At 68.2% G+C, this 25,417-nt stretch carries 22 protein-coding genes and 2 riboswitches; of the genes, 17 read left to right on the forward strand and 5 right to left on the reverse strand.

Going from position 1 to position 25,417, the window contains the following annotated elements:
- Position 1: 1 nt before the first annotated feature.
- On the reverse strand, positions 2 to 1,075 hold the full coding sequence (locus J2X01_RS13600) for an ABC transporter ATP-binding protein (protein WP_310058205.1): 1,074 nt from the start codon (positions 1,073 to 1,075) through the stop codon (positions 2 to 4).
- 221 nt (positions 1,076 to 1,296) lie between these two features.
- Between J2X01_RS13600 and J2X01_RS13605 the strand changes: the two genes are divergently transcribed.
- The 6 genes from J2X01_RS13605 (at position 1,297) to J2X01_RS13630 (ending at position 5,494) form a co-directional block, all read left to right on the forward strand.
- Complete coding sequence (locus tag J2X01_RS13605) at positions 1,297 to 2,037, forward strand: FadR/GntR family transcriptional regulator (RefSeq protein ID WP_310058208.1); 741 nt, start codon at positions 1,297 to 1,299, stop codon at positions 2,035 to 2,037.
- A gap of 37 nt (positions 2,038 to 2,074) precedes the next feature.
- Positions 2,075 to 2,788, forward strand: a complete 714-nt coding sequence (locus J2X01_RS13610) for a cache domain-containing protein (RefSeq protein ID WP_310058210.1) — start codon at positions 2,075 to 2,077, stop codon at positions 2,786 to 2,788.
- 85 nt (positions 2,789 to 2,873) lie between these two features.
- Positions 2,874 to 2,938, forward strand: a riboswitch (guanidine-III (ykkC-III) riboswitch).
- 9 nt (positions 2,939 to 2,947) lie between these two features.
- Entirely contained in the window at positions 2,948 to 3,271 is a 324-nt protein-coding gene (locus J2X01_RS13615; protein ID WP_310058212.1) for a DMT family transporter, read from the forward strand.
- Between the two features lie 2 nt (positions 3,272 to 3,273).
- The gene (locus J2X01_RS13620) at positions 3,274 to 3,678 is read left to right on the forward strand and encodes a DMT family transporter (protein ID WP_310058476.1); all 405 of its coding nucleotides are present in this window, start codon (positions 3,274 to 3,276) and stop codon (positions 3,676 to 3,678) included.
- Positions 3,679 to 3,810: 132 nt separating this feature from the next.
- Positions 3,811 to 4,833 carry an aldo/keto reductase gene (locus J2X01_RS13625; RefSeq protein WP_310058215.1) on the forward strand — a complete coding sequence of 341 codons (1,023 nt, stop codon included), beginning with the start codon at positions 3,811 to 3,813 and terminating at the stop codon, positions 4,831 to 4,833.
- A 10-nt stretch (positions 4,834 to 4,843) separates the two neighbouring features.
- A complete protein-coding gene (locus J2X01_RS13630; protein WP_310058217.1) occupies positions 4,844 to 5,494 on the forward strand; it encodes an MBL fold metallo-hydrolase in 651 nt (216 codons plus the stop codon).
- Between the two features lie 88 nt (positions 5,495 to 5,582).
- On the opposite strand, the gene J2X01_RS13635 is transcribed toward J2X01_RS13630, so the two are convergent.
- Both J2X01_RS13635 and J2X01_RS13640 read right to left on the reverse strand, forming a co-directional pair.
- Positions 5,583 to 7,490: a DEAD/DEAH box helicase gene (locus J2X01_RS13635; RefSeq protein WP_310058219.1), complete on the reverse strand. Its 1,908-nt coding sequence runs from the start codon at positions 7,488 to 7,490 to the stop codon at positions 5,583 to 5,585.
- Positions 7,491 to 7,802: 312 nt separating this feature from the next.
- On the reverse strand, positions 7,803 to 8,186 hold the full coding sequence (locus tag J2X01_RS13640; RefSeq protein WP_310058222.1) for a hypothetical protein: 384 nt from the start codon (positions 8,184 to 8,186) through the stop codon (positions 7,803 to 7,805).
- Between the two features lie 205 nt (positions 8,187 to 8,391).
- Between J2X01_RS13640 and J2X01_RS13645 the strand changes: the two genes are divergently transcribed.
- Positions 8,392 to 9,057 carry an SAM-dependent methyltransferase gene (locus J2X01_RS13645; RefSeq protein WP_310058225.1) on the forward strand — a complete coding sequence of 222 codons (666 nt, stop codon included), beginning with the start codon at positions 8,392 to 8,394 and terminating at the stop codon, positions 9,055 to 9,057.
- A gap of 44 nt (positions 9,058 to 9,101) precedes the next feature.
- Here J2X01_RS13645 and J2X01_RS13650 read toward each other — a convergent pair whose 3' ends face one another.
- On the reverse strand, positions 9,102 to 10,508 hold the full coding sequence (locus J2X01_RS13650; protein WP_310058228.1) for an MFS transporter: 1,407 nt from the start codon (positions 10,506 to 10,508) through the stop codon (positions 9,102 to 9,104).
- A 117-nt stretch (positions 10,509 to 10,625) separates the two neighbouring features.
- On the opposite strand from J2X01_RS13650, the gene lhgD reads away from it, so the two are divergent.
- Positions 10,626 to 11,831 (forward strand): L-2-hydroxyglutarate dehydrogenase, encoded by a 1,206-nt coding sequence (gene lhgD, locus J2X01_RS13655; RefSeq protein WP_310058231.1) that lies wholly within the window; start codon positions 10,626 to 10,628, stop codon positions 11,829 to 11,831.
- A gap of 13 nt (positions 11,832 to 11,844) precedes the next feature.
- Here the strand turns inward: lhgD and J2X01_RS13660 are convergent, their stop codons facing one another.
- Positions 11,845 to 13,074, reverse strand: coding sequence for an MFS transporter (locus tag J2X01_RS13660; protein WP_310058479.1), 1,230 nt, complete (start codon positions 13,072 to 13,074; stop codon positions 11,845 to 11,847).
- Between the two features lie 171 nt (positions 13,075 to 13,245).
- Between J2X01_RS13660 and trmB the strand changes: the two genes are divergently transcribed.
- The 9 genes from trmB to J2X01_RS13705 all read left to right on the forward strand — a co-directional run bounded on the left by trmB (position 13,246) and on the right by J2X01_RS13705 (position 24,653).
- A complete protein-coding gene (trmB, locus tag J2X01_RS13665) occupies positions 13,246 to 14,169 on the forward strand; it encodes a tRNA (guanosine(46)-N7)-methyltransferase TrmB (protein WP_310058234.1) in 924 nt (307 codons plus the stop codon).
- A gap of 125 nt (positions 14,170 to 14,294) precedes the next feature.
- A complete protein-coding gene (locus J2X01_RS13670; RefSeq protein ID WP_310058482.1) occupies positions 14,295 to 15,101 on the forward strand; it encodes a DUF1206 domain-containing protein in 807 nt (268 codons plus the stop codon).
- On the forward strand, positions 15,101 to 16,366 hold the full coding sequence (locus tag J2X01_RS13675; protein WP_310058237.1) for an N-acetylglucosamine-6-phosphate deacetylase: 1,266 nt from the start codon (positions 15,101 to 15,103) through the stop codon (positions 16,364 to 16,366). Before J2X01_RS13670 ends, J2X01_RS13675 begins: the two co-directional genes overlap by 1 nt.
- A 161-nt stretch (positions 16,367 to 16,527) precedes the next feature.
- Positions 16,528 to 16,616, forward strand: a riboswitch (SAM riboswitch).
- 95 nt (positions 16,617 to 16,711) lie between these two features.
- A complete protein-coding gene (locus J2X01_RS13680; protein WP_310058240.1) occupies positions 16,712 to 18,373 on the forward strand; it encodes an ABC transporter substrate-binding protein in 1,662 nt (553 codons plus the stop codon).
- Between the two features lie 6 nt (positions 18,374 to 18,379).
- Positions 18,380 to 19,339: an ABC transporter permease gene (locus J2X01_RS13685; protein ID WP_310058243.1), complete on the forward strand. Its 960-nt coding sequence runs from the start codon at positions 18,380 to 18,382 to the stop codon at positions 19,337 to 19,339.
- An 18-nt stretch (positions 19,340 to 19,357) separates the two neighbouring features.
- Complete coding sequence (locus J2X01_RS13690) at positions 19,358 to 20,254, forward strand: ABC transporter permease (RefSeq protein ID WP_310058246.1); 897 nt, start codon at positions 19,358 to 19,360, stop codon at positions 20,252 to 20,254.
- Between the two features lie 13 nt (positions 20,255 to 20,267).
- Positions 20,268 to 21,935, forward strand: a complete 1,668-nt coding sequence (locus J2X01_RS13695; RefSeq protein WP_310058248.1) for a dipeptide ABC transporter ATP-binding protein — start codon at positions 20,268 to 20,270, stop codon at positions 21,933 to 21,935.
- Between the two features lie 40 nt (positions 21,936 to 21,975).
- Positions 21,976 to 23,226 carry an acyl-CoA dehydrogenase family protein gene (locus tag J2X01_RS13700; protein WP_310058251.1) on the forward strand — a complete coding sequence of 417 codons (1,251 nt, stop codon included), beginning with the start codon at positions 21,976 to 21,978 and terminating at the stop codon, positions 23,224 to 23,226.
- Positions 23,226 to 24,653: an NtaA/DmoA family FMN-dependent monooxygenase gene (locus tag J2X01_RS13705; RefSeq protein WP_310058254.1), complete on the forward strand. Its 1,428-nt coding sequence runs from the start codon at positions 23,226 to 23,228 to the stop codon at positions 24,651 to 24,653. Before J2X01_RS13700 ends, J2X01_RS13705 begins: the two co-directional genes overlap by 1 nt.
- Positions 24,654 to 25,417: the final 764 nt, after the last annotated feature.

Here is a 25,417-nt window from a genome sequence, read left to right on the forward strand (position 1 = left end):
TTCAGGATCCGTGCGACGGCAGCCAGACGGCGGCGGCGTCGTCCCAGCTCACGGTGACGCGCCGGTCCAGCAGTTCCGCGTCGCCGCCGGGCAGCGTCTCCGGGGCCAGCACGACGACGGCGGGTCCGTCGTCGAGCTGCACCCCCACCTGGGTGGCGTGCCCCACGTAGACCAGGGCGGTGACGGTGCCGGGCCGGGAGGTGACGCCGGGGCGCGCTTCCGGTGCCGCCGTCCAGGACAGGCGCAGCCGTTCCGGCCGGATGCAGACCTGCTCCGCGCGGCCGTAGAGCTGCTGGGCGTGGGCGGCGTCGAAAATATTGGAGGTGCCGACGAAGTTCGCCACGAACGCGCCACCGGGACATTCGTAGATCTCGTGCGCCGTGCCGATCTGTTCCAGGCTGCCGTTGTTGAAGACACCGATCCGGTCACTCATGGTCAGGGCCTCCTCCTGGTCATGGGTGACGAAGATGAAGGTGATCCCGAGCGAGCGTTGCAGCTCCTTGAGTTCAACCTGCATCTGCTGCCGGAGCTTCAGGTCCAGGGCGCCGAGTGGTTCATCCAGCAGCAGGACTTTCGGCCGCACCACCAGGGCCCGGGCCAGGGCCACCCGCTGGCGCTGGCCGCCGGAGAGCTGGGCGGGCTTCCGGCCGAGAAACTTCCCCAGCTGCACCCGTTCCAGCGCTTCGCGGGCCCTTTCCTGCCGCTCCTTCCGGGGCATTCCCCGCACGCGCAGGCCGTAGGCGACATTGTCCACGAGGGACATGTGCGGGAACAGGGCGTAGTCCTGGAAGACGGTGTTGAGGTCACGTTCAAAAGGGGCCAGCCCGGTGACGTCCCTGCCCTCGAGTTCGACACGGCCCGAGGTGGGCAGTTCGAAGCCCGCGATCAGGCGCAGGACCGTGGTCTTGCCGGATCCGGACGGGCCGAGCATGGAGAAGAATTCGCCTTGGCGGATGTCCAGGTCCACGGCGTTGACGGCGACGGTGTCCCCGAAGACCTTGGTGAGTTTCCGCAGGCGGATCGCCGGAACCGCGTCCGTTCCGGCCTGCCGGCCGGCGGCGAGCGTTTCGGTCATGGGGTGCGCCTAACTCCGTTGCCGGTTCGTCGTAGCTGCGGCGCAACTGGATGTGACCCAAGCCACATCGGGCTGCTGGGCCAAATACTATTACTCCATAGGTTTTGTGTATAGACCCCCGCGAAAGCCCGGTTTAGGATGGCATCAACTCCTCCGCAGGCAGCCGCTGCGCACTCCCGGATGCCAGCGAATCGAAGCCAGAAACAGACAGGGAGGCCCGGATGCTGCTGACACCGCAGGGCGCGTCCCGGAGCCTGGCGGCCGTGTTCACCCCGATTAGGTCCCGGGGCCTGGTGGACGAGGTGTGCGGCCGGATCGAGCAGGCGGTGGAAACCGGGTTGCTCACCAGTGGACAACGGCTGCCCAATGAAACGGAATTGGCCGCAGCCCTGGGCGTCTCCGCGGTGACTGCCCGCGAGGCGCTGTCGCAGCTCCGGACCTCGGGCATCATCCGCACGGCCCGGGGCCGCAGCGGCGGGAGCTTCATCGCCGACGGCGTGCTTCCCTCCCGGGAACGCGCCCTGGACCAGTTGCGGGAACTGACCCGGCTCCAGATCAGTGACCTGGGACTTCACTACCAGGCCATAGCGGCCGCGTGCGCCAGCGTCGCGGCCCGGAGGTCCGACGCCGCGGACGTGGCCACCCTGCGTTCCTTCATCCCCGCGGCCGAGGAGGATCCGCTGCACTGGCGGCTGGCCCTCTCCGAGTTCCTGCTCGAGGTGGCCGCCATCGCCCGTTCGGCCCGGCTCGCCCGGGAGCTGATCCGGCTGCAGGCCGACCTCGGCACGCTCACCCTGCTGCCGTGCGCCGATTCCGGCTACCGCAGGACGACCATCGGCCTCCTCGAGGAGGTTGCGGCCGCCGTCGAGGCCCACCAGCCGGCCGCCGCGGAGGCCGCAGTGAAGGCCCTGGTGGCCGCCACCACGGACTGGCTGCTGACCGAGCAGTCCAAACGTTATTGACCGTTCCCGGTTCCATCCAGCTAAGGCAGAAATTCCGATGTCTGAAACCACCGACGCCGCGGACACGCTCACCCTGCACGCCGCCGCGGAACTCGACGCCGTCATCACCGGCATCGAGGACAGGCTCGCTGCGTGGGCGGCATCGACGGGCGCCGCCCTCGCGGCCCTCTCCGTCAAGGTCACGGGCAGCACCGTGGACAAGCTCATCCGGCCGGTGGTCGAAGAACTGGTCCGGACGCCCGATGGCTATGTTGCCGGCGCCGGATTCCTGGCCAACGCCGGGCTGCTGGGGCCGGAACGCAGCTACATCGCGTGGTGGCAGGGCGAGGAGCTGGAGCATGTGGATGCCCTCGCCAACTTCAGCCCCAACTCCATCAGCCGCTACGTCAGGTCCGAGTGGTTCCGCGTCCCGGTGGAAACCGGACATGCCCATGTGACCGGCCCGTACGTGGATTTCCTGTGCACCGACGAATACGTTTTGACCTTCACGCACCCGGTCTTCTGCCGGCCGGACGGCCCCGTGGCCGGCATTGTGGGGATGGACGTCACCGTGCAGCGTCTGGAGCGCGGGGCCCTGCCCGGCCTCCGCCGGATCGGCGAACGGGCCACGCTGGTGAACGCGGACGGCCGCGCCATTGTCTCGGCCGCCCCGGACATCGCCGCGGGAGACCTCGCCGCCGCCGAGGAGGGCTGCCGGGTCTACCCCGTGGGCCGGAAGTTCCGGATCTGGAGCGGCGCCACGGCGCTCTGACCCGGCGCCGTCCCATCGAGTGCTGGACCGGGCCAGCGAGCCGGGAGTTCGCCTCTCCGCCGGGGCGTTGCTAGGCTTGGAATGAAGGCCGCCTCCTCAGGGGCCTCCGGACGACGGTTCAGTACCCGGCACGCGACAAGACTGGCCACAGGAGCTGTCATGTCGTGGTTAATTCTTATCCTTTCCGGGTCCCTGGAGGCCGTCTGGGCTGCCGCCCTGCACCGGACCGCGCAGGCCACCGGCCGCCGCCGGATTGCGCCGGCCACCGTCTTCCTCATCTCCGTGCTGGCCAGCACCGGAGGCCTCGCGGTCGCCATGCAGTCCATCCCGACCGGAACCGCCTACGCCGTCTGGGTCGGCGTCGGCGTCGTGCTGACCTCCGCCTACGCCATGAGCACCAGGGTTGAACCGGCGACCGCTGCACGGATCCTGCTGCTCGGCGGAATCGTCGCCTGCGTGGCCGGCCTGAAGCTGGTGGCGTGACCATGGCCTCGAACCGCACACCGAAGTCAGTCGGCAGAACGCGCACGGCAACCCTCGCATGGCTCATCCTGCTCGCCTCCGCCGTGCTGGAGGCGGTCTGGGCCACGGCCCTGGGGCTGTCCGACGGCTTCACCCGCCCGCTGCCCACCCTCGTGTTCGCGCTGACCGCGACCCTGAGCATGGCGGGGCTCGGCGTGGCCGTGAAAAGCATCCCGCTCGGCACGGCCTACGCCGTCTGGGTGGGGATCGGCGCCGCGCTGACCGTCGGCTGGGCGATGGCGACCGGCGTCGAGCCCGCCAGCCCGCTCAAATTGCTGTTCATCGCGGGGATCGTCGGCTGCGCGGCCGGTCTGAAGCTGCTGCCGGTTCCGAAGTCTGAGGTTTCCCCGGCGCTCCCGCCCAGTTAGTCCGCGCCCGGCGGGGTTGTCCGCGGCGACACGCCGTGGCTGCGGCCCGTTCGCCGGAAGCAACCGGGCGGGAGCGTCGGAATACACCGGCGCGGACCGGGGTTGGCGGTAGAAACAACTAAGGGAGGCCCCATGAAGGCAGCGAAAGTCCGGCTCGGCGACGGTCTGACCGTCAGCCCCCTGGGGTTCGGCGGCATGGCCCTGACCCCGGTGTACGGGGAGGTGGATCCGGCCGATGCCCTGCGCACCCTGCACCACGCCGTGGATGCCGGCGTCAGCTTCATCGACACGGCGGACATCTACGGCGGGGGCAGCAACGAGGAGCTGATCGCCAAGCTCCTCAAGGACCGCCGCGGCGAGGTGCAACTGGCCACCAAGTTTGGTCTGGTGGGCACGCCGGCCACCGGCTACTCCGACATCCGGGGCGACGCCGCCTATGTCCGGCAGGCCGTGGACCGCAGCCTGCAGCGCCTCGGCACCGACTCCATCGACCTGTACTACATGCACCGCCGTGACCTCCGCGTTCCGATAGTGGAAACCGTGGAGGCCATGGCGGGGCTCGTGCAGGCCGGCAAAGTGCGGCATCTCGGCCTGTCTGAGGTGACGGCCGGGGAGTTGCGGGAAGCCAGCAGCATCCACCCGATCGCCGCGGTCCAGAGTGAGTGGTCCATCTGGAGCCGCGATGTGGAACGCAACATCGTTCCTGCGGCAGCCGAGCTTGGGGTAGGTTTTGTGCCCTACTCACCGCTGGGCCGGGGATTCCTCACCGGCACCGTGGACGCTTCGACGCTGGGCAGCAGCGACTTCCGCCGCAACATCCCCCGCTTCGCCGAGGCGGCGATGGACGCCAACCAGGGTGTGGTGGCCGCGGTGCAGGCAGTCGCGGCTGAACTTGCCGCTTCCGGGCAGGCTGCAACTCCTGCCCAGGTCGCCCTCGCCTGGCTGCTCGCGCAGGCCCGCAAGCTGGGACTGCCGGTGGTCCCCATCCCCGGCACGCGCAGGGCAGACCGGATCGACGAGAACCTGGGCGCCTTGACGCTCGACTTCACCGCGGCGCAACTCGAGAAACTCGACGCCTCCGCGGACGCCGTCGTCGGCTCCCGTTCCTCGGACCCCAACTGGGTGTCCGAGGGCCGCGAACAATCGCCTCCGTAGACTGATGCCCATGGACTCGCTTATTCACTCGTTACGTGACATCACCATCCGCCGGATTTCGGTCAGCGAGATGGACAACAACGTGTATCTGCTCACGGCCAAGGCTTCCGGCGCGCAGCTCCTGATCGATGCGGCCGATGATCTGGCCGCCATCCAGGGGCTGCTGGCCGACGCCACCGCGGATACCTCCGCGACGCCGAAGCTGGCGCTGGTTGCCACCACCCACCAGCACTGGGACCATGTCCGGGCGCTGCCGGGCCTGGTGGCGGCCACCGGAGTGAAGACGGCGGCCGGGACAGATGACGCCCCGGAGCTGCCGGTGCCGGTGGATGTGCTGCTGAACCAGGGCGACGTCGGCAACTTCGACGGCTTCGACGTGACGGCCGTGCACCTGCGCGGCCACACCCCGGGCTCGATCGCGCTGGTGTACCAGGACCCGGAAGGCCCGGCGCACATCTTCTCCGGCGACTCGCTGTTTCCCGGCGGCGTGGGCAACACCCAGAAGGATCCGGCGCGGTTTGCCCAGCTGATCAGCGACGTGAGCGAGCGGCTGTTCGCTGTGTATCCGGATGACACCGTAGTGCACCCGGGCCACGGGAACCCGACCACCCTGGGCGCGGAACGTCCGCACCTGGCGGAGTGGCGCGCCCGCGGCTGGTAGGGCCGGAAACACCATCGAGTGCTCCGTAACTGCCGCTATGAACCCTCTAAACGGCAGTTACGGAGCACTCGATGGTGGTTAAGCGGGGTTAGCGGCTGCGGCGTTCGTTCGACGCCGGGGCGGACGCGCGGCGGGGGCCGCCGCTGCGTGCCGGACGGCCTTCGCCGGAGCGGCCGTTGCCGCCACCTGCGTAGGAGCCGCCCGAGGTGCCGCCGGTATTCGAGGACCAAACAGCCGCATTGCCACCGGCGTTTCCGGTCTTGGCGCCGGCAGCTGCACGCTGGCCCGTTGCCGGGCGTCCACCGCGCTGGCCACCGGTTGCGCCACCCGTGCGGGGTGCGCCGCCGGTGCGGGGTGCGCCACTGCGGGGTGCGCCGCTACGGGGAGCCGAAGCGCCCCGGGCGTCGCTGCGCCCTTCTGCTGCGCGGCCGTCGGAACCACGGCCGGCCGCGGCGCGGCCACCTGCAGCCGGAACATCGTTGCGGTGCGTGCCATACGAGGTTGAACGGCTGCGGACGCTGCGGCGCTCGGCGCGTTCGGCATCCATCCGGTCCTCGTTCCGTTCGATAACGCGCTCTGCGGCGTTGCGCGCAGCGGCCTGGCCTTCGTAGGCCACAGCACGGCGCTCGGCGCGGGGCAGGTCGGTGCGGGGCGCCTCGGCCCCGACGCGTCCGCGTCCGCCACGACCGCCACGGCCACCCGCGGTGGGTGCAGCCTGGGTGGTGCGGCGGGCCCGCTTGCGCTCGGCGTTGGCGCCGGTGGAGCTGCCGCCGCCCTGGTTGGACTTGGCCGCCAGCAGTGCAGCACGGGTGCGCGGATCGATCTTGTCGGCCATTTCGCCGACCAGTTCGGCCACGAGCGGCGAGTTGGCGGTGACGCGCTCGAAGTTAACCTCGACGCCGGCAGCCTTCATGAGCTTCTTGACGTCGGACTGCTGCTCCGGCAGGGTCAGCGTGACCACGGTGCCGTCGGAACCGGCGCGGGCGGTGCGGCCCGAGCGGTGCAGGTAGGCCTTGTGCTCTGTGGGCGGATCCACGTGGATGACGAGCTCGACGTCGTCGACGTGGACGCCGCGGGCGGCGACGTCGGTGGCGACCAGGACGCGGACCTCACCGGAGGCGAACTCGGCCAGGTTGCGGTCACGGGCGTTCTGCGAGAGGTTGCCGTGCAGGTCGACGGCGGGGATGCCGGCGTCGGTCAGGGTCTTCGCCAGCTTGCGGGCGTGGTGCTTGGTGCGCAGGAAGAGCACCCGGCGGCCGGCACCCGAGGCGAGCTCGACGATCAGCTGCTTCTTGACGGTCTGGTCATTGACGACGAGCACGTGGTGTTCCATCGTGGTCACCGCGGCCTGTGACTCATCCACGGCGTGGGTCAGCGGGTTCGACAGGTAACGCTGGACGATCTTGTCCACGCCGTTGTCCAGCGTGGCGGAGAACAGCATGCGCTGGCCCTGGCTGGGGGTCATGTCCATCAGCTTCTTGACCACGGGGAGGAAGCCGAGGTCGGCCATGTGGTCGGCCTCGTCCAGTACGGTGACCTCGACCCCTTCGAGGGTCAGGACGCGCTGGCGGATCAGGTCCTCCAGGCGGCCCGGGCAGGCGATGACGATGTCGACGCCGGCGCGCAGTGCCTTTTCCTGGCGGGCCTGGGAAATGCCGCCGTAAATGACGGTCGTGTTCAGGCCCATGGCCTTGGCCATCGGCTCGATGGTCGCGTTCAGCTGGGTGGCCAGTTCACGGGTCGGCGCGAGGACCAGGCCCATCGGGCGGCCGGGCTTGCGGAAGTGCTTGGCTTCCCGCTCAGCGAGTCGTGCCACAAGCGGGATGGCGAAGGCGATGGTCTTGCCGGAGCCGGTGCGGCCGCGGCCCAGGACGTCGCGGCCGGCCAGGGTGTCCGGCAGGGTCTTGACCTGGATGGGGAACGGTTCCACGATCCCCTGGGCGGTAAGCGTGTCGGCGAGGGCCTTGGGCGTGCCGAGGGCAGCAAAAGTAGTCATATGTTTCAAAGGTCTTTCAGGCGGTATCCATGCGGATATCGGCCCCCGGCGCCGGTTGGCCCAGGGGTTCGCCGAAGAAAAGTCAGGTGATCAACCGGCCAGCCGTAAGTTAAGACGGCGGCCAGGACCAAATAGAACGCGTTCATCGACGCAGGATGTGCCTCTCACATGAAAAAATCCCACTCCCTGAGGGCGGAATCCGAAAGGAATCCATCAGGGGAACCGGTTGATGAACCGGAACATCAGTGGGCATCACTGCACATCAAGTTCCATCAGTCTATCATCCGGCGAGGCCAGTGCCGTTTTCAGCGCTCAGGACGCAAGGCTGGGCGCCTGGAACAGCGGGACGTGCGACGCCGGTAGCCCAGGCACTGGGGACTCCTCCGCCGGCAGCCCAGACGCCCCATCTCCGGCCACCGAACCTGCCACCGAACCGTATCTGGCGGCCGGCCCCGCTGCAGCCACCGGACCGGTCTTGCCCGCCGGCACCGCGACGCGCCGGATAACCAGCGCTTCGGCGTCGATCAGTCGGCGGGTGCCGGTCCGCTCATCCAGGATCCAGAACAGGTCCGTGGCCGGCACTGTCCGGATTACTTCGCCCCGGTGGAAAAGTCGTCCGTTATGCCACGCTTCAATCTCGTCCCCCACCGACAGCTCCCCACACGATTGAACCTGCAGCGCATCTTCCGCAGCCATGGCCTGCCCCCTTCTCAGATTCGGATTCACCCCAGTGTCATTCCGGTTCCCGGCACCAGCCTTCACTACCGAGGTTTCGGGAGCGTTTCCGTGCGGTGATCTTCGCATGTCGATTTTCGGGACCGGCCCGATTCGCTGGTGCGGCCAGGGCCGTCCCCTGCCATGATGTGGAATACCCCACGACATTCCGACCCCAAGGACAAAGATGACGGAGCACGAGCACACCGAACACAACAGCAGCGTCAGCGCGGCCCAGGTCTGGGACGAGAAGTACCGCGGCCGGGCCAGGATCTGGAGCGGGGAGCCGAATCCCCAGCTGATCGCCGAGGCCGCGGCCCTTCATCCCGGAACGGCCCTTGACCTGGGCTGCGGCGAGGGTGCGGATGCCATCTGGCTCGCCAGCCGCGGCTGGACGGTCACCGCCCTCGACGTGTCCGCGGTCGCGCTGGAACGGGCCAATGCGCATGCACAGGAGCGCGGGCAAAGCGGGAACATCAATTGGGTGCGGCAGGATCTTGCCACCTGGGTGCCCGGCGAGCTCTTCGATCTGGTCACGGCGCAGTTCCTGCATTCCACCGTGATGCCTTGGCAGCAGGCCCTGCAGCTGGCCGCCGCAGCGGTGCGGACCGGAGGAACACTGCTGATCGTGGGCCACCACCCCGACGGGCTGCCGCCGTGGGGGCAACACCACGATCACGCGCCGGAGAAGTTCTACACGGCCGAGCAGCTGACCCGCGAGCTGGGGATCGAGGCACCCGAGTGGCGGCTCGACGTCGTCGACACCCGGCACCGCAGTGTCACCGGTCCCGACGGCGAGGCTGCCGCCCTGACCGACGCCGTGCTGCGCGCCACCCGCCTCACGGCCCACTGATGCGCCGACCTCGCCGGTAGCGGTTCGGGGCGGGGTGGCAGGACCTACCGGCGCCCGGCGACCCGCGGGGCGACGGCCACCGCGGCGACGCCGATCAACGCTGTCAGTGCGAAGACCCCGCTGAAGGACGCCGCCGACGTCGGGAACGCGGCAAAAATGATGCCCGTCGTGGCGAGCGAAAGGGCCCCGCCGAGCGAGTCGGAAATGGACATTGCCGAACTGTTGAAACCCTCATTTTCCCTGCTGGACAGAGCCAGGGTCATCACGCTCAAACGCGCATACATCAGCCCCATGCCGGCTCCGGCGAACACCCAGGCGATGATCACGACGGCGGCCGGCCAGCTGAGGACCGTGGTCACCAGGACCAGGACGACGGCGCCGAGCACGAGGGCCGCCCCGATCCGGACAGCGCGGCGGTGATCCAGCCGCGGCCCGAGCCGGCCCTGGACCGCGGAACCTGCCGCCCACGCGACGGCCCCGCCGGTCAAGGTCAGGCCCGCGAGCGTGGGTGAGAAATCGTAGCGCTCCACCAGCAGGTACGGCAGGTACACCTCGGCGCCGAAGAACGCGGCAGATGCCAGGCCGCGGGTGAGGATAACGCTGGGGAGTCCGCGGCGGGCGGTCAGGGTTCCCCGCGGCACCAGCGGGCGGACGGCGATGAGGGCGACGACGACGGCTGCCACGGCCACGATCCCGCCGGCCACCGGAAGTCCGGCGGAGAGGTTCAGGCCGAGCACGGCGAGCGCCGCCAGGGCGGCCCAGGCCAGCCGGCCGGAGCCCGAGGACTTCCGCGGACCGGGAGTGGACATGCCCTCCGGTGCCGCGCCGGCCGGGACACCGCCCTGGGTGCCGTGCAACCCGCGCAGTGCCGGCACAATCATCAGCAGCGCCGGAACCACGAGCCCCACCACGCCGAGGAACACCCAGTGCCAGCTGAGCCACTGAGCGACCAGGCCGGCGGCGAAGGGACCGACCAGCGAGGGGATCACCCAGGCTGCGGAAAAAGCGGCGAAGATCTTCGGGTGCAGCTCCGGCGGATAGACCCTGGCAATCACCACATACAGCGCCACCGTCATGGCGCCGCCGCCCAGGCCCTGGACCAGCCGGCCGGCCACGAGGGCAGGCATGACCGCTGCCGTCCCGGCGATCAGAAGGCCCAGCACGAACATGGCGACGGAGGCGTAAAGAGGCCCGACCGGGCCGCGCCGGTCGGACCAGTTGCCGGCGGCCACCATCCCGATTACGCCAGTGGCGAGCGGGCCGGCGAACGCCAGGGCGTAGAGGCTGGCTCCATCCAGTTCGCGGCTGACCACCGGCATGATCGTGGTTACCGCCAGCGACTCGAAGGCGGCCAGGAACACGAGCGCACAGGCGCCCAGTGTCACCAGCAGGTAGGCGCGGTGGAAGATGCCGGCTGATTCCAGGGTCGGGGCGGGGACGGAACGGGGCAAGGGCGTGGCCTGATCGATAGTGGCTAAAGGGGAAGCATGCCACAACCGGCGGGCGGGGCACACCCCGCGCTCCGGTTCTATACTCACGGGAAGACCGCGGCGAAAGGACACAATGACGTGAGTGAACGAATCGGAATCATTGGTGGCGGGATCGTTGGCATCGCGCTGGCACGCGCACTCGTGCAGCGGGGGCTCGGTGAGGTCACGGTTTTCGAAAAGGAAGACCGGCTTGCCGCCCACCAGACCGGCCATAACTCCGGCGTCGTGCATGCCGGCCTCTACTACGCCGCGGGGTCGCTGAAAGCACAGCTGTGCGTGGCGGGACGGTCGGCCCTGCGGGACTACTGCCGGCAGCAGAACCTCCCGTACCGGGAAGTCGGCAAACTCGTGGTCGCTGTCGACGAGTCCGAGCTGCCGGCCCTGGCGGAAATCGAAAAACGGTCCAGGGCCAACGGCGTGCCCGGCCTTGCCCGGATCGACGACGCCGCAGAGCTCCATGACATCGAACCACACGTCGCCGGCGTGGCCGCGGTCCACTCCCCGCACACCGCCGTCGTCGACTTTGCGGCGATTACAGAAGCGATGGCACAGGACGTCCGGGAAGCCGGCGGCACGATCCTGCTGGGGCAGGAGGTGGTGTCGATGGCCGTCGAATGCGCCACCGTGCGGGTCGGCACAGCCGGGTCGGAGCACCGCTTCGACCGGGTGATCGCCTGCGCCGGTTTGCAGTCCGACGTCGTGGCCCGCCTCGTGGGTGCCGACCCCTCGCCGAAAATCCTCCCCTTCCGGGGCGAATACTGGTCCCTGGCCCCGGAGCGGAACGGCCTGGTGCGCGGGATGATCTACCCGGTCCCTGACCCGCGCTTCCCCTTCCTCGGGGTGCACTTCACCCGCGGCGTGTACAACGACGTGCACGTGGGACCCAACGCCGTACCGGCGCTCGCCCGGGAGGGCTACGGGTGGCTGTCGGTCTCGGCGAAAGACACCTGGGAGTCGTTGCGGTGGCCCGGGGCGGGGCCGCTGGCGAAGAAGCACTGGCGGATGGGGATCGACGAGATCAGCGCATCGTTCGTCAAACCGCTCTACTACCGCAAGGCCCGGCGCTTCATCCCGGAACTGGCCATGTCGGACCTGACGGCGAAGACCGCCGCGGGAGTCCGGGCCCAGGCCTGGGGCCGCGACGGGTCGCTGCTGGATGACTTCGCCGTGGACCAGATCGGCCCGGTGACGCTGCTGCGGAATGCGCCGTCGCCCGCGGCCACATCGTGCCTGGCCATCGCCGACCACCTGATCGACCAGTACCTGCAGGTCCGGCGGTTCTGACCCGGCCCGGCCGTCAGCCGATGAAGCGGTTCCGCCCGGCGCGGTAGCCGAAGACCGCGGCCAGCGAGCCGACGGCGAGGAAGAGCAGACCTGCCGCCGCGAACGAACCCGTGGCCTGGTGCAGCTGGCCGACCATCAGGGTGCCGGTGGACCCCACCCCGTAGCCCACGCCCTGCATCATGCCGGACAGGTGCGCGGCGGTGTGCCCGTCCCGGGTGCGGACCATGATCATGGTCAGCGCGACGGCGGTCAGGCTGCCCTGGCCCAGGCCCAGCAGCCCGGTCCACAGCCAGACCAGCTCCAGCGGGCCGAAGATGCTCAGCGCGAAGCCGCCTCCGGTCATAAGCGCCACCACGGTATTGATCGCTCGCTGGTCGCGGAACCGGGTGGCGAGCGCCGGGGCGAACAGGGACCCGAGCATCTGCAGCAGGATCGACACGGAAACGATCACCCCGGCCGTGCCGCCATCCACCCCGCGTTCGCGCAGGATCGGGGCGAGCCAGGCGAAGACACTGAATGACATCATCGCCTGCAGCACCATAAAGAGGGTCACCTGCCACGCAACCGCCGAGCGCCACACATTCACGCCGCCGCGGGCGGCCTGGTGACGGCCGTGGCGCTGCCTGATGGCCAGCGGCAGGAACAATAGCAGAACGACGCCGGCGGGCAGCGCCCAGACCTGCAGCGCCGCGGTCCACTCCCCCGTCGCGGCGTAGACCGGGTACGTGAAGCCGGCACCGAGGGCCGCGGAGGCGCAGATTGCCGTGGTGTAGAGGCCGCCCATCAGGCCGAGCCGGTCCGGGAAGTCACGCTTGACCACGCCCGGCAGCAGCACGTTGCAGAGCGAAATCGCGGCACCGCAGGCAGCCGTCCCGGCCAGCAGGGCCGGGAGGTGCCCGGCTCCCCCGGCCTCCAGGGGCCGCAGCAGGAGTCCGGCCGTGAGCACGGCCATCGCGCCCAGGAGCACACGCTCGGCGCCGAAGCGGCGGGCCAGGACGGGAGCGATCGGAGCGAACACGCCGAGCAGCGTCACCGGCACCGTGGTGAGGACGACAACAGCCCAGCCTGGCAGCCCGGCGTCGGCCGTCACTTCGGGAAGGACCGCGGAAAAACTGGAGAAGACCGTGCGCAGATTCAGCCCGATCAAAACCAGGCACACGCCCAGGTAGGCCAGGCTGCGGCGGCTGCCGACCCGGGTGGGCTCCGCCGCGGGGACGTCGTCGATCTCGGCGTCCACCAGCATGCTTCGGCGGTCTTCGACGTCGAGGCCGGTCAAGGCCGGGTCCTGGGAGCTTTTCGGTGCAGTCACGGCCCCATTCTGGCAGGCTCCCCCACCGCCTGCCGTTCCACCGGCGGCCGGCCGGGCAATCCTGCCCAGCCGGGCGGACGCCGGGACTCCACTATTCTGGAAGGGATGAGTGAATCCCCAGAATCCCCCGAAACACCAAAGCCGTCGCGCCCGGTGACGCCCGGCAGCCAAGCTTCCTTCGGCACGTACGGCGGCCGTCCGGTCAGCTTTGTGCGCCGCGGCACGCGCCTGCAGGGCCGCCGGCAGGTCGCGTGGGAGGAACATTCCGACCGGTGGGCCGTCGAGGTCCCCCGCCACATCGCCAACACCTCCGTGCATCCGGACTACCTCTTCGACGCCGAAGCCGAATTCGGCCGCAAGGCCCCGTTGATCGTGGAGATCGGTTCCGGACTCGGCGACGCCGTCTGTTACGCCGCCGAAGAGAACCCCGACAAGGACTTCCTTGCCGTTGAGGTCTACACCCCGGGGCTGGCCAACACGCTGATCAAGATCAACAGCCGCGGCCTGGGCAACGTCCGCGTCGTGGAAGCGAATGCCCCAGAGGTACTCGCCACCATGCTGCCGGCCGGATCCGTGACGGAACTCTGGGTCTTCTTCCCGGACCCGTGGCACAAGTCCCGGCACCACAAGCGCCGCCTCATCCAGCCCGCCTTCGCCGAGCTCGCCGCACGGGCCCTCAAGCCGGGCGGCATCTGGCGCATCGCCACAGACTGGTCCAATTATGCCGTCCACGTCCGCGAGGTCCTCGCCGGCTCCCCCGACTTCGAAAACCTGCACGACGGGGAGCGCAGCGGTGCGGAGAGCCCGCTCACCCAGGTCTGGGAATCCGGCGTCGAGTCCCTCGTGGGCGGCGCCCCGGTGAAGGAGGGCCGGGCACCCGTCAGCACCGAACACACCGGTCCGAACGAGGGCATCGATGAGACCGGCGGCTGGGCACCGCGGTTCGACGGACGGATCCTGACGAGCTTCGAGAACAAGGCGCACGAGGCAGGGCGGCTGATCTTCGACCTCAGCTACCGGCGCCGCTAGGCAGCCACAAAATGGTGCTGTTCCCGGCGGGCTCCGCGTGGCACGATTACGGAAAGGCATCAACCGGGCGGAGCTGACCCGGCAGAACCACCGAGGCAGTCGAGGGATCCACCATCAAACGAGAACTGAAGGACGCCGCGGACGCGGCGGAAGAGATCACCAATTCCCGCCCGCTGGAGCTGGTGGCCCGTGCCGGGTTTGCAGTCAGCGGCATCCTGCACCTGCTGATCGGACTCGTCGCGATCCGACTTGCCATGGGTGGCCAGGGCGAGGCCGATGTCAGCGGGGCAGTGGAGCAACTCGCCGGGCAGCCGGCCGGGCCGCTGCTGCTCTGGACTTCCTTCGCGGCGTGTGTGGCACTCGCGATCTGGCAGGCCAGTGACGCGATCTTCGACTTTGAACACCTTCCGGCCAAGAAAAAACTGGGGAAGAAGGCGAAGGCCGTTCTCCAGGCGGTGGTCTACGCCGGACTCGCCATCACCTTGTACTCCTTCGCCAACGGCGCCGGCAAGGACCACACCACTTCCACGAGCGACCTCACGGCGTCCGTGATGAAAGCCCCGGGAGGCTATCTGCTCCTGCTCGCCATCGGCGCCGCCGTGGCGATCACCGGAATCGTCTACGCCATCCGGGGCTTCCGGCAGTCCTTCGCCAAACACCTCCGGCTCCCGGCCTCGCCGCGGGCGCGCTCGGCAGTGACCATCCTCGGCGTCGTTGGCTACGCCGCCAAAGGCATCGCCCTGCTGTTGGTGGGGCTGCTGGTCATCATCGCCACCATCAAAGTGCACCCCGAGGAGTCAACCGGGCTCGACGGCGGTTTGAAGGCCCTCCGCGACCAGCCGTTCGGCATCTACATGCTGGCCGCCGTCGGCGTCGGCCTGATCTGCTACGGGATCTTCATGATGGTGCGGGCCAAACTCGCCAAGATGTAATGCCGGACGCCTATGTCCTGGCCGGAACCCTGATCTCGGACGGCTACGCTGCGGCTGATTCAGTTGTGGCGGTGGCCGACGGAAGGATCGCCTACTCCGGGCCCCGGAGCGGCTTCAACGCTGCCGGCTTCCGCGGCGCCGAGGAGCTCGACCTTCCGCCGGGCAGCTCGATCTTTCCCGGGCTCGTTGACCTCCACTGCCACGGCGCCGCGGGCGGCGGCTTTCCCACCGGCGACAGCAGGCTGTGCCGCGACGCTGCCGGCTTCCTGCACCGCAGCGGAACAACGACGCTGCTGGCCAGCCTCGTGACGGCGTCGGCGGAGGATCTGATCCGGGGAATCGGAGTGCTGCGGCCGCTCGCGGACGAGGGGCTCATCGCCGGCATCCACTCCGAAGGCCCGTTCCTGTCCCGGGCCCGCTGCGGGGCGCAGAACCCGCAGTGGCTCCGGAACCCCGATCCGGCGTTGCTCCGCCGGCTGCTCCACGCGGCCGGCGGCACGCTCAAGTCGATGACGTATGCGCCGGAACTGCCCGGAGCCGGCGAGCTGGTCAGCATGCTCACCGGAAACGGTGTCATACCGTCGCTGGGCCACACCGACGCCGACGCCCGCACCACCGCAGGCTCGCTGGCGGACGCGGCGGAGTCACTGCGGGCCGGCACGGCCGTCACCGCGTCCGCCGGGTCCCCCACGGCCGGCTCCGGCGCGTCGTTGGGGACGCCGCCCGGCCGGCGTCCAACAGTGACGCACCTGTTCAACGGCATGCCGCCGCTGCACCACCGGAGCCCCGGAGCTGCGGCGGCGTGCCTGCGCCTCGCGGCGGAGGGCACCGTTGCCGTGGAACTCATCGGCGACGGCGTCCACCTCGACCCCGAGACCGTCCGGATGGTGTTCGGGCTGGTCGGCGCCGACAACATCATCCTGGTCACGGATTCGATGGCGGCGACCGGCCTGCCCGACGGCGACTACGAGCTCGGCCGCTCCGCCGTCGTGGTGCACGGTGGCGTGGCGACGCTGAAGGGCAGCGGTGCCCTCGCCGGCGGCACGGCCACGCTGCTCGAAGTGGTCCGCCGGACCATCGAGGCCGGGGTGGCACCCGCAGACGCCGTTAAGGCTGCGACCCTGATACCGGCGGGAATCCTGGGCCTCGAAACCGAGATCGGGAGCCTGCGGCCGGGCCTGCGCGCCGACATCCTGGCGGTGGACCGGGAGTTCGGGCTGGTTGCGGTCCTGCGCGGCGGGCAACCCCTGGTGCGCCCCACCTGACCAGGCTCATGACGCCATGCGGCGGTGATGTGGCTCTCCGGGAATCGTTTATTGCAGAACGTGTCGCAATTGTTGGGAAATCGAAGATTCTGCAGCAAAGTGGATCTTGCCTCGACCCGGAACGGTTGCGGCAACGACAAAAGTCCTCCTGGGCGAATAAACAACCATCCAGATCGGCTGAGAGACCTGGCTCGATGACGCCGTAGCAACCACCCTTCGGGCACGGTGCTAATGCCAGGACCGATGGAGATTGCCAAGATCCCACGTTCCACCAACCGGCGCGCCGCGTCGGCTGGGGGGACCGGTGATTCTGGAGTTCCTCGGTCATGACCGAGAGGATCCACGATGGATACCAACGAATCGCGCCCGGCCACTACGAACGCAAAAGCAAAACGCCGCCCGCTGCGTTTGCTGACGCTGATGGGAGCCGCGGCCTTGGCCCTGAGCGCCTGCGGCGCCAACACGGCCGGTACCCCGGCAGCGCAAAGCCAGGATGGAACGCCGGTGCAGGGCGGAACGTTCGTGTTCGCCGAAGTCACCCCCATCAACAACTTCCAGACCCAGGCGGCGCGCTTCTACGAAAAGGCCAACGTCCTGAACAGCGTGCTGGACCGGCTGACCTATTTCGATGCCAAGAAGGGCGAACTGGTCCCCTGGATCGCCAGCAAGTTCACCGCGAGCGAGGATCAGACCAAGTTCACCTTCACGATCCGCCCGGGAGTGAGCTTCAGTGACGGAACGCCGCTGGACGCCAAGGCGGTCCAGGCCAACTTCGAGGCGCTGGGAAAAGGCATCGAGAGCGCCAAGATCCAGCCCAACGTTGACTTCTCCACGTACCAGTCCTCACAGGTCATCGGCGAGGACCAGGTGGAAGTAACACTGTCCTCTCCCGACGCCAACTTCCTGCGCGCCACTTCCTCCGTCACCGCCGGACTCGTTTCGCCGAAAACCCTCACGCTCGATAACGCTGGCCAGTCGGCCATCGCGAAGATCTCGGGATCGGGTCCCTTCACCTTCGAATCGGAGAAGGCCGATGAGGAAATCGTCCTGGCGAAGCGGCCCGACTACGCCTGGGCTCCGGAAGGCGCCGCCAACCAGGGAGCCGCCTACCTGGACAAAGTCATTGTGAAGTACCTGCCGGAGGTGGCACACCGTGCCGGGGCCGTGCAGACCGGCCAGGTTGACCTGGTCCGTGGCCTGCAGCCGGCCGATGAAACTTCCCTTGCCGGGAGCGGCAACCAGGTCCTGCCGGCCAAAGGCATCGACCTGACGGCAAACATGGCCGCCGTGCGCATCGGCAGCGGCAAGCTCGCCGACGCGAAGGTTCGCCAGGCGCTGCAGCTCGGAATCGACCGGCAAACCCTGAAAGACACGGTGCTCTCCGACAGCTACGAAATCGCCGGCTCCATCCTGAACCGCGAAGCACCTGACTTCGTTGATCTCTCCGCCGACCTGGCCTACAACCCGGAGAAGTCGAAGAGCCTGCTGGAGGAGGCCGGCTGGACAGTTGGCGCCGACGGCATCCGGGCCAAGGACGGCCAGAAGCTCGAGGTCACGGTCACGTCATCAAACAACTCGGTCGTGATCAAGCCCGCTTTCGAACTGATCGAGCAGCAGTGGCGCGAGATCGGCGTGAAGCTGGTCAACCGCGCGGCGGACAACGCGTTCCTGGCGACTGCCATGAAGGACCCCAGCGTGGAATTCTTCGGAACCCGGCAATTCGCGTACGGCGGTCTGGGGCCGGTCTTCGGCCCGGCAACCAACACGCAGACACTGACTGCGGACAACCAGCTCAACGAGCTCTTCGCCACGGAACGCGCCGCCACCAGCACCGCCACGCACAAGCAGTTCGTCGCCGAAGAACAGCGCGCGCTGGTTGTCGACCAAGCGCTGGCCCTCGTTCTCTGGGACGAAGTCCAGGTCTACGGCGCCAACGCGAGGTCGCACGTCGAGTTCACCTCCGGCACCGCACCGGTCTTCCAGGGTGCCTGGAAGACCGGCAAGTAGAGCGTCATGGGCCTCTACTTTGCGCGGCGCCTCGGACAGGCACTCCTTGTCATCTGGCTGGCGTACACCCTCGTCTTCCTTGCGGTGCAGCTGCTGCCCAGCGATCCGGTCACGATCTTCCTGTCGGCGGACGCTGCGGCCGACCCGGCAACGATTGATGCCATGAAGGCCCAATACGGCTATGACCAGCCGCTGCTGGTGCAGTACGTCAACCAGCTCGGGCAGTTGCTCGGTGGGGACGTGGGGTACTCCCTGGCCTCCGGGCAGTCGGTGGCGACCCGCATCGGCGCGGTTGCCGGATCCACCTTGGCGCTGGCGTCCAGCGCGTTCGTGTTGGCCGTTGTTCTTGCGGTGGCGCTCGTTGCCGCGGCCACCTTGAGCCGATCGTCGGCACTGAAGCGTTTCATCACCAACCTCCCGCCGTTGTTCGCAGCCGTTCCGGTGTTCTGGCTCGGGCTCGTGCTGCTGCAGCTTCTGTCCATCCAGCTCGGTGTGATGTCGCTCTTCCCGGACGGCTCCTTCGCGTCGCTGGCCGTTCCCGTCCTCGTCCTGGCCCTGCACGTTTCCGCCCCGATCGCGCAGGTACTGCTCAAGAGCACCACCCACGTGTACGAGCAGCCGTTCATCGACGTGCTGCGGGCCAAGGGCGCCTCCCCGGCGTGGATCTTCTACCGCCACGCACTGAAGAACGCGGCGGGGCCGGCCATGACCATTGCCGGTATCACCGTCGGAACCCTGCTCGCAGGGTCCGTCATCACGGAGACCGTCTTCGCCCGCTCCGGCCTGGGATCGGTGGTCCTTCAGGCCGTCACCGTCCAGGACGTCCCGCTGGTCCAGGGCCTGGTCCTGCTGACGGCTTCGGCCTTCGTCGCCGTGAACCTGATCGTCGACCTGCTGTACCCGCTGCTGGATCCCCGCATCCTCAAGAGCAGCGCCCACGGCTCGCCACGAGCACTGACCGCCTGAGACCGAACGGAGAATCCTGTGAGCCTCGAGCTATTGCCAACAGCCCCTGTCCATGAGGTGGCGCTGCCGCCGGCCGGCGGCGGCGCCGTCCGGACTGGCCAGGGAAAGCGCGGAACCATCCTGCGCTCAGCGGGCCTGTGGCTGACCGTCATTCCGTTGCTGGTTGTCGTAGGGTGGGCCTTCCTGCCGGGCCTGTTCAGCGGCTTCGACCCCATCAGCGGCATTCCGAAGGAGAAATTCCAGCCGCCAAGTTCGGGGCACTGGTTCGGTACCGACCACCTGGGCCGGGACGTTTATGCGAGGGTCGTCCACGGCACCTCGCAGACGCTGCTCACCGCGGGGCTCGCTGTCCTGATCGGCGTCGTGGTGGGAACAGCCTTTGGCCTCTTCGCTGCGACGGCCGGCCGCGCCGCCGATGCCAGTACCATGCGCCTCGTTGACGTGCTCCTGGCAGTGCCGGGGTTCCTGATCTCATTGATCATCGTGACGGCGTTTGCGCCCGGACCCATCTCACTCGGGGTGGGCGTGGGAATCGCCTCGATTGCCTCGTTCGCCCGGGTGGTGCGCTCGGAAGTCCTCCGCGTGCGAAACCTGGACTACATCGAGGCCGCATTCCTCAACGGGGGATCCTACTGGTCCGTCGTCTGGAAGCATGTTCTGCCGAACTCCTGCGGCCCGGTCCTCGCCCTGCTCGCCGTCGACCTCGGCGCCGCCATCCTGGCAATTTCCGGGCTCGGCTTCCTCGGCTTCGGAGCTCCTCCTCCCACCCCGGAATGGGGGTTGCTGATCTCAGAAGGGCGGCAATACCTCGCCGGCGCGTGGTGGATGACCAGCCTGCCGGGCCTGGTCATCGTGCTGACGGTCGTTCTTTTGGCCGGACTCGGACGCCAACTTCTCAAGATCTTCCGGTTCTAGTCAGGAGCCCCAAATGACCATCAACGCAGTGAAACCCAGCGGCGACGCCGCGCCTTTGCTTGAGGTGCGTGGACTACATGTCGAATACGGCCACGGCCCAGAGGCGATCGTGGCCGCAGACTCACTTGGACTCGTCCTCAAACCGGGCGAAATCGTTGCCCTCGTCGGCGAATCCGGGTCGGGCAAAAGCACCCTCGCCAAATCGCTCATCGGGCTGCTCCCCGAGTCGGCCACCGTTTCCGCCGGATCCATCCTCTTCGACGGCGTTGATCTGGCCGGCCTTTCCGAACGCGCAATGGAGAAGTTCCGCGGCCGCCGGATCGGCATGGTCCCGCAGGATCCCGGGGCCTCGCTGGATCCGGTGAAGACGGTCGGGTCCCAAGTGGCCGAGGTGTTCCGGCTGCACCCGGAGGAAGGCAAACGCTCCAAGAGCGAGATCCGGGCGGAGGTCATCCGGCTCTTCGAACTGGTGGGGATCGACCGTCCCGCGGAGCGGCTGAAACAGTACCCCCACGAACTCTCCGGCGGACTCAAGCAGCGCGTCCTGATCGCGATCGCCTTCAGCCTCGGGCCGAAACTGCTGATTGCCGATGAGCCGACCTCGGCGCTGGACGTCACCGTGCAGCGCCGCGTCCTCGAAGTCTTCAGCAGGCTGGCACGGGACCACGGTACGGCTGTCATCTTCGTGACGCACGACCTGGCCGTCGCCACCGATCTGGCCGATCGGATTGTGGTGATGCAGCAGGGAAAAATCCGCGAAGACCGTCCGGTCTCCGACATCCTGGCGCATCCGGAGGACGACTACACGGTCAGGCTGCTCCGGGAGGCCTCTCCGGCCGGCCCGAAGGAGGTCCCGGCCGCCGTGGATTCGGCCCGGGACGAGCCCGTCGCGGCGATCGACGTCCGCGGACTCACCAAAGTCTTCGGCCGGGGCCACACCGAACACCGTGCCGTGGATGACGTCACTTTCGCGGTGCGCCAGGGAACCACTTTCGCACTGGTCGGCGAATCCGGATCAGGCAAGTCGACAACGGCCCGCATGATCATGCGGCTGCTGGACCCCAGTTCAGGCACCGTGCGGGTGCACGGCACCGATGTCACGTCAACCCAGGGGAAGGACAAACGGGAACTGTGGCGCTCCCTGCAGCTGGTGTACCAGAATCCGGATTCGGCGCTTGATCCCCGGCTTACCGTCCGGGACATCGTCGCCGAGCCCCTGGCCAGCTTCCGCGTCGGGTCGCGTTTGGAACGCCGTGCCCGGGTTGCCGAGCTCCTTGACCAGGTGAACCTGCCCGCGCGCGTCGCCGGCAGCAGGCCCAAGGAGCTCTCCGGCGGCCAGCGCCAGCGCGTGGCCATCGCCCGGGCACTCGCCCTGGGCGCCCGGGCCCTTGTGCTGGACGAGGCCCTCTCCGCCCTGGACGTCCTGACGCAGGCCCAGATTCTGGTCCTGCTCGAAAACCTGCAACGCGACCTGGGGCTGTCCTACCTGTTCATTTCCCACGACCTGCACGTCGTCGAACGCTTCGCCTCAGACGTGGGCGTGATGAGCCGGGGACAGCTGCGGGAAGTCGGCCCGACTGCGCAGGTCTTCGCCAACCCACAGAGCGAATACACGCGTTTGTTGCTGGACTCCAATCCCGGCCGGCGCCTGCGCGAACTCGTTGCGTCAACCGCCCACTAGAACCCCTGGAACTCAGAACCACGTCCATGTTAGGAACAAGATGACAATCTCCACACAAGTTCGGGAACTCAGCGAAGAGGCCCGCTACGCGGCGTTATCCGCCAGATTCCAGCCAGTCTTCGCGCGCATCGCCGAGGGCGCACTGGAACGCGAGTCGAACCACGTCCTGCCCTTTGAACCGGTCGCCTGGCTGCGGGACAGCGGCTTCACCACAATCCGGGTCCCCGCCGAGCACGGCGGGGACCCGGTCAGCTACGAGCACCTGAGCCGGCTGCTGATCGAACTCGCCGCCGCGGACTCCAACGTTTCGCATCTTTTGCGGTCGCACTTCTCGTTCGTGGAAACCATCGCACTTCAGCCCGTCGAATTCCGCAGCCGCTGGTTCCCGCGGGTCCTGGCCGGGGAGATCTTCGGCAACGCCGCCACGGAACGTTCCGGCAACGCACTCGGCACCACCCAGACGAAACTCCGTGAGGAGAATGGCCACTGGCTGCTCAACGGCGAAAAATACTACACAACCGGCAGTATCTTCGCCGACTGGGTCGTGGTCATGGCGAGCACGGAGGGACTGGAGGGCCGGCAGTATGCGCTGGTCCGCGTGAATGACCCCCAAGTCACGATCCTCGATGACTGGGACGGCTTCGGCCAGCCCCTCACCGGCACCGGCACCGCCATCTTTGCCGACGTGGTCGTCGACCCCCAGGACATCATCCAGCGCAAGGTCACCAGCACCCTGGAACCGGCCTTCTTCCAGCTCGCACTGCTGACCGTGCTCGTCGGAATCGGCCACGCTGCGCTTCGCGACGCAAGCACACTCGTCCGGGAACGCACACGCACCTTCAACACCGGCTCCGGTTCACTGTTCCGTGACGATCCGCTGATTCAGGAACGCGTCGGCCAGATCGCCGCCGGCGTCTACGCCGCCCAGTCCATCGTGCTGGCAGCCGCACGCGACCTGGACGCCGCCGTCGATCCTTCCCTTGGGCTTGATGAGGAAGCAGCCTTCCTCCGGGCCGAGCTGGGAGTGCAGCAGGCCCATGTGACGGTCCCCGGCCTGGTCCTGGCCGCTGCCAACGGGCTTTTCGACGTCACCGGCGCCTCGTCGACCAGCCTCAGCAAAGGGCTGGACCGGCACTGGCGCAACGCCCGGACGGTGGCCACCCACAACCCGGTGGTGTTCAAGGCGCGGTCCGTCGGCGACTATCACATCAACGGGACCATTCCCACCGGGCTCAACAGCATCGGCGATGCCGTGCCCTCAACCAAGACCAGCCAGGGGAGCGATTCCTGATGGGAACCTTCGACGCACGTCCCCGCCTGCTCCTGAGTGCTTTCGTGATGAACACGACCAACCACATCCTCGGCGGTCAATGGCGCCATCCGGAGGCGCAGCAGCACCGCTTCAACGAACTCCAGCTGTGGGTCGAGCTGGCCCGGGAGCTGGAGGAGGCAAAGTTCGATGCGATGTTCTTCGCCGACGTCGTGGGGCTGTACGGCGACCACGACGGCGGATGGGCCTCCCTGCTCCGGCGGGGGCTGCAGGTACCTTCGAATGATCCGCTGGTCCTCTGCTCCGCACTGGCGGCCGTAACAAAGGACATCGGACTGGCCATGACGAGCTCCGTGATCCAGTCCGATCCGTTCCAGCTCGCCCGTCAGTTGTCGACCCTGGACCATATTTCCAATGGCCGTGTTGCCTGGAACATCGTTACCAGCGTGCTGGAGAACGCCCACCGGAACTTCGGTAACGCCGGGCTCACCCCGCACGACGACCGGTACGACTGGGCCGAAGAATACACCGAGGCCGTCTACAAGCTCTGGGAGGGTTCCTGGGACGACGACGCGCTGCTGGCCGACAAGGTCCGCGGCATCCACGCGGATCCTGCCAAGGTCAACAAGATCAACCACCGCGGGCCCCGTTACTCCATTGACGGCCCGCACCTGGTCTCGCCGAGCCCGCAGCGCACCCCCTTCCTGTTCCAGGCGGGGAGCTCGTCGCGCGGGAAGAAGTTCGCCGCGGAGAACGCCGAGGCAACATTCCTCTTTGCCCCCAACGTTGAATACGTAAAAAAGCAAACAGCCTCGATCCGCGCCCTCGAAGCCGCGGCGGGCCGGGCGGCCGGCGACGTCAAGATCTTCGGCGGCCTATCCTTCGTGATCGGCAGCACCGAGGCCGAGGTCGCGCGCAAGCAGGCCGAATATGACGAGTACCTGGATCTCGACACGATCATCGCGCATATCGGCGGCGGGATTGGCGTCGATTTGGGCGGCCTCCCGCTCGACACCCCGCTGGGCGAGATCGAGACCGAGGGTGCCCAGGGCGTACTCCAGGCGGCGATTGCCTCCGTTCCGGGCGGCAAACCAACGATCGGTGACCTGGCCCGCTACCGCGCCAAGGCCCAGCAGATCGCCGGCACGCCGGAACAGATCGTGGACGAACTGGAACGCTGGCAGGATGCCGGGATCGACGGACTGAACATCATCAACCAGATCATCCCCGGTTCCTACACGGACTTCATCCAGGGCGTGCTGCCCGAATTGCGGCGCCGCGGACTGGCCCAGACGGAATACGCGCCGGGCACACTGCGTGAGAAGGTCTTCGGCCGCGGCCCGAAACTTGAGTCAAGCCACCCGGCAGCGCGGTACCGCGGGGCGTTCAGTGAGCTGTCGGCTGCGGCAACGGTGAAGCCGACCGGTTTGGCTCCATTGCGGGCCTAGCCAGGCACCACGGGGTCCGGCAGCGGGCCCCGCGGTGTCCAACCCGACGCTCGAACGGTGCGGCCTTCCGTGACAGCCGTGCAGCTGGGCGAGGGTGGGCGGGTTCTCTGGACTGGCTCCATCGATTCTCCACGAACGGCCCCTATGCCACCTCGTTCAGCGCCGAATCGCCACAGCTGGCCGCTATTCCGACCCTCGTGGCGGCCATTCGCGTCAGATGGACGAGGGTGTGTCCCGCGTGGCGGCCATTCGTGTCAGCTGGGCGGCCGGGTGGCGCATTCTCCGGACTGGCTCCATCGATTCTCCACACATGGCCGCCACTCCAATCCTCGTGGCGGCCATTCGCGTCAGATGGGCGGCCGGACGTCCCGGATGGCGGCCATTTGCGTCAGCTGGGCGGCGGGGCGGGCGCGTTCCCCGGACTGGCTCCATCGATTCTCCACACATGGCCGCCACTCCAACCTTCGTGGCGGCCGTTCGCGTCAGATGGGCGAGAGTGTGTCCCTCGTGGCGGCCATTCATGTCAGATGGGCGGCCGGACGTCCCGGATGGCGGCCATTCGTGTCAGATGGGCGGCCGGGTGGCGCATTCTCCGGACTGGCTCCATCGATTCTCCACACATGGCCGCCACTCCACCCCTCGTGGCGGCCGTTCGCGTCAGATGGGCGGCCGGACGTCCCGGATGGCGGCCATTCGTGTCAGATGGGCGGCCGGACGTCCCGGGTGGCGGCCATTCGTGTCAGATGGGCGGCCGGGTGGGCGCG

The organism is Arthrobacter ginsengisoli, from assembly GCF_031456935.1.
Taxonomy (GTDB): domain Bacteria; phylum Actinomycetota; class Actinomycetes; order Actinomycetales; family Micrococcaceae; genus Arthrobacter; species Arthrobacter ginsengisoli.